Below are 5,104 nucleotides of genomic sequence, written 5' to 3' on the forward strand. Positions count from 1 at the left end.
ATTAACGCCCGTGCTCTTGAGCTCCAGCGGATCGCCCGCCATAAACGCATTCGCGTCGATCGACTTCGTCGTCGCGAGCAACGCGCCCACGTTCACGACCGCGCCGTTACCGAACAGCACACCGTTCGCGTTCTGGATCAGCACCTGACCGTTCGCGAGCAGACTGCCTTGAATCTGCGACGCCTCCGCGCCCGTCACGCGGTTCAAGGTCTGCGCCTGCGTATTGGGCTGATTGAAGCGCACCGTGTTGCCTTGACCGACATTGAATGTGTTCCAGTCGATCACCGCGCGCTGGCTCGACTGATTGATATTCATCGTCGTGCCCGTCTGCGAGATATTCGCGTTGCCCGCCTGAACTTGACCGCCGGTCGGCAAGCTTTGCGCATGGCTCAACATGGGCTCCGCGATGCATAAGGCCAACGCTAACGCACGCATCGACGACACGACGCGCGCCGAACTCGGACGACCCATCGACGCGCGACGCCCGGATTCCTTGCCCTGGCCTTTCGCCACCTCCGCCACCGCGATACACATGCCGAGACGCCGACTGAAGATGGTACGAAACCGATTGTGATTCATAGATTTCCACGCCTTGAGTAAAGATGCCGCTCTACGAGGATCCGACCTACACGATCCGCTCGACAACGTCGTGGCGAAAGAGAGATTTTCAGGTCGCTCAACGCATAACGACCGCATCAAGCCGCGGGCACATAGAAGAAGTTCTAAATGTATGGCGCTTGACTCAGTTGAATCGATCGGGGTGAGTGTGTGCGCGTCGCCGTCTCGATATGAACTTGACGAACGTACATATTTTGATATGCATCGATGTCGAATACCTATTCGCGATGCGCGCACGACGAGCGGAGCCGCTTCGACTCGTCGTCGTTACGCGAATCGCCCTTACGTGAATTGCCTTGAATCAAGCGCACATGGACTCCAGCTCGCCCGAGGACGAACCGCGCGCACGTATGTGCGCGGTCGTTCTTCAGTTCTTGGACGTCGTTGAATAGATCGGCAGAGGCTTTGTCCGCATGTGCGGCACGTTCAATCGATCTTCATCGCGTCGGGCGTGTTGGTCTGCGTGGCGCTTCCGGATTCGAGACTACCTTGCGCGCCGCGCGTGAGCCAACCATGAGACTTCACGACATAGGGTTTGGCGTCGATCACGCCACGCTCCGTGTAGAAGAATTCGCGGGTTTGTGTGTCGATCGACAAATCGGCCTGCGACCGCGTGATCGCGTCTTCGAATGTGAAGTGTTGGGCGCCCTGCGCACCGTCTCGGTATTGCATATGACGCGGCAGGCTCGACGAACGCGTCTTGAGTAAAACATCGACGGATTGGGTCGCGGTATCGAATCGGACGACATCGATCACTGCATCCGTCCAGTACGCCGCGTCGCCCGCTTCGATCTCGAGCGCTTGCGGTGCGCTCAATGCCGAAGCACTTGAATGATCGACGCCGAAATACCACGCGGCGCCGCCGATTCCAATCGCCGCCACCGCGCCGACGACAGCGCCTCCCGCCCCACTTGATCCACTTGACTGACTGGATCCACTTGACTGACTTGGGGGCGTCGGCCCGCGCGAAGCGCCAGCGCCGCCGACCCCGGCCGACACGCTCGTCACATCGGGCCCGACAGACTCGCGCGGCGATCGCGACTCGCGCTCCCCGCGAGGCTCGCCCGAGACCTGCGGCTCACGCAATACCGTCGACTCTGTCGGCATTGGCGACGCCTCCGAGCTACTCGATTCACGCGGTCGAGTGGGTTCGGGCGATGAATTCGGTGTGCTCGATGCACTCGGCATACTCGATGAGTTCACCGGGCTCGATGCACTCGGCGTATTCGACGTGTCCGGCATGTGCGGCATATCCGGCGTGTTCGGCGTGTTCGGCGTGTTCGGCGTGTTCGGCGTGTTCGGCGTGTTCGGCGTGTTCGGCGTGTTCGGCGTGTTCGGCGTGTTCGGCGTGTTCGGCATATCCGGCGTGCCCGGAGTGCCCGACGTGTTCGACGTGTCAGGCGTATTCGACGTGTCCGACGTACTTGACACGCCGGACGGACTCGGCGCGCCCAGTGTGCTCGATGCTGTCGGGTCTTCCGGCGCTCGCCATTCGTCTGCGGGCTGCTCCTGCCCTCCCATGTCCGTCGCGTCCTGCGGCGGGATCTTCACGTTCGGATCATCGTTGGCGTGATTGGCAGCGTCATCAAGCCCCGGCATCGGTTGCGCCGAATCGCTCGGCTTCGTCGTCACGCCAGGATCCGCGTCGTCGCCCAAGTCCATGCCAAAAAGATTCTCGCCTTCGAGAAAGCGATTCTGCGCGGCGTCCTTCACGGTGATCGTGCCGTTTCGCAGGATGCCCATGCCTTCATTCGAGTCTCCGGCGATCGTGCTGCGCGCGCGATCCGATAGCGCGATCGTGCCATTCAAATCGACGCTCGGACCCTGGCTCGACTTCCCCGATATCGTGAGCCTCGCCGTATCGGTCACATCGATTTGTCCGCGCTGAACGACACCGACCGCATCGTTCGAGCGGCCCATGACATCGCTCTTTCCATTGCCCGAAACATGGATCTCGCCGCCCTGCACGATGCCGACGCCTCGCATCGAGGCGCCCATCATCGTGCTGACGCCGTCGTCGACGATCGTCACGGGCCCGCGTTGCTCGATGCCCGTCGCGTTTGTCGATGTCCCGAAGATGACACTCGAACTCTGACCCGTGATCGTCATCGCGCCGTTCTGAACCGTCCCCGCGCGATCGATCGACGTACCGACGATATTGTTCGACGCTTTGCCGGAGAGGCGGATCGCCCCGGTCTGATCGACCCCCGTGCCGGTCACCGAGGTTCCCCAGATCGCGCTCGATCCATTTCCACCGACCTCGACGGCACTCGCCAGCAATGCACCCGGCCCGTCGGTCGACGCAGCGCGCATCATGCTGTCGCCGTCACCGGACACGCGGATCGTGCCGTACAGCGCTTGAATGCCGGCCCCCTTATCCGAAAGCGCATTGACAAGCCATGCCCCGTTCTCCGAGACACTGATGTTGGATTGAAGGCGCACGCCGTCTCCATCGTCCGACCGGCCGCTGACCGTAACGACACCATGATCCGAGATGGCCATCGAGACTCGGGACTTCTGAACAACGCCGGCCCCGACATTCGAACCACCCGAGAGACTCACGTTCGCATGACCGCTCGCGATGAGCGTCGATACCTGCGTGCCGACCGATGCCGCCCCCTCTCCGTTGACGACCCATTCCCCGTCATCGGCTATCGTCATGGAGCCCGACGCGACGTAGCCGGTCGCGCCGCGCGCGTCGATCACCACCTTGCCGCCCTTCGTCACGGTATAGGCGGCTGCGTCGGCCACACCCGCGGTCGAATTGGACACCCCTCGAATCAAGACCGTGCCGTTATCCGTCACGTTCATCTTGTGAATGCTGGAATTGCCTGTCACAAGGGGAGCCACGGGATCGCCGTCCACCGCCACGACCGCGAAGCTCGTGCCCAAGCCCGTATTCGACCGCCCACGAATCGCCAGCGTCCCATGCTGCGACACCTGCTCGGTCGCCGCCGCAAGCATGACGCCTGTACCGTTTGCGCTGCTGCCGAGCAAATCGATTCGCCCGTGTCCGCTCACGTTGATCGACGCCGAATCCTTGTACCCGAAGGTCCCGACTCGAATGCCGTCGCCGTCGACCGACGTACCCGATAGGTTGACCGTGGCATTGTCGCGAGCATTCAACGCGCCATCGGCGGAGTATGCGTAGAAACCGCGTCCGCTTGTCGATGCGCCCTTGATCTCGATCATCGAATTTCCCGAGGCGTTCACACTACCGGATTCCAAGATGACGACCCCATGCCCCGATTTCGAGGTTCCGACCACGCCGAGCGTCCCGTTCCCCACCGTCGTGAGCGAGCCCTGAAACACAACGCCGGCGCCGTCGGATGCTTCGCCTTGAATCGCCCCGCCTCCGACATTGGCAAGGGTGCCGTACAGCACGACGCTGCTGCCGTTGCTGAGCATCCCGGAACCCGATGTCGTGCGCGCCCAGGCCGTCAGATTGCCGCCATTGAGATCGATCGTGCTCGTGCCGTTGGCGTTGTTGTTGATCGAACCTCTAGACGTGCCCGTCCCGGCGACGAAAGTCAGATCGAGTGCGCCCGATGTCGATGTGATGTTGCCGTTGAGCTGAATGCCGCCGTTGGCGGCCATCGTCAGATTCGCTGCCCCGCCGGCTGTCTTCCTGATGTCCGCGCCCGCGTTCTGCACGATATCGCCCTTGGCCGTGCCCCCGCTCGCCGTGGAGAGCAGCACGTCCGTACCCGCATTCAGGGCGTCGCTGATGGTTTTGTTGTTGACTGTCGCGCTCGTATTCACGCCGCCGTCGAATCCAGTCGACATGCTGCCGCGGTAGCCCGTGTCGCTGCTCGTTGCGATCGTCACGTTCGTCGGGTCGATAAGCCACTGGCCCGACTTGCCGTTCGGCGCCGATGCGCTGACCGCACCCTGCACATCGAGATCATGACCCGACGTCTCGACGAAACCGCCGTCGCCGTGCGCCGAATCGGCGTTGATCGTCGCTCCGCGATCGACCTGCGTATCGTTCGCGAAGGTCATGCCGTCGGCAAGCATCGTTTGCGCCTGCGTACCCGCAAGCTGATGCAGACTGTCGCCGCCCAGAATGACCTTGCCGCCCGCCGCATCGCCGCTGACATCGATGCTCGCATTGTTAAACAGGCCCACGCGATCACCCGACAACACGACCGTGCCGCCGCTGCCGCCCGGCGCCGTATTCGACGCATCGATCTTGCCCGTCATCGCGACATCGCCCGTCGTGCCCGCATCGAGCACCACGTCGCCCGCGCGCACCACGCCCGATAAATTCACGACCGTGCTCAGCAAGGTGTCCTTGCCGCGTGCGGTCAACAGCACCGTGCCGTTCTCCGCGCGAATCGTGCCGCTGTTGTCCACGAGCGCCTGCGCCGTCGCATTCGTCAGTGCGACTTGAATGCCCTGGCCGTTGGGCAACGCGACCGTCGCGCTGTCGCCCGCGGCCAGCACCACCTGACCGCCAGGCGCCGTTTCGATCGACCCCGTGTTC

General features: G+C 62.8%; 2 protein-coding genes. Both read right to left on the minus strand.

Annotated features, from left to right (window positions below; translation table 11 throughout):
* The coding region (locus tag D7S86_RS16970) for a two-partner secretion domain-containing protein (protein WP_158602008.1) at positions 1-579 on the minus strand (579 nt) is incomplete at its 3' end.
* A 465-nt stretch (positions 580-1,044) separates the two neighbouring features.
* The coding region (locus tag D7S86_RS29585; RefSeq protein WP_158602004.1) for a beta strand repeat-containing protein at positions 1,045-5,104 on the minus strand (4,060 nt) is incomplete at its 5' end.

The organism is Pararobbsia silviterrae (assembly GCF_003628125.1).
GTDB classification, from domain to species: domain Bacteria; phylum Pseudomonadota; class Gammaproteobacteria; order Burkholderiales; family Burkholderiaceae; genus Pararobbsia; species Pararobbsia silviterrae.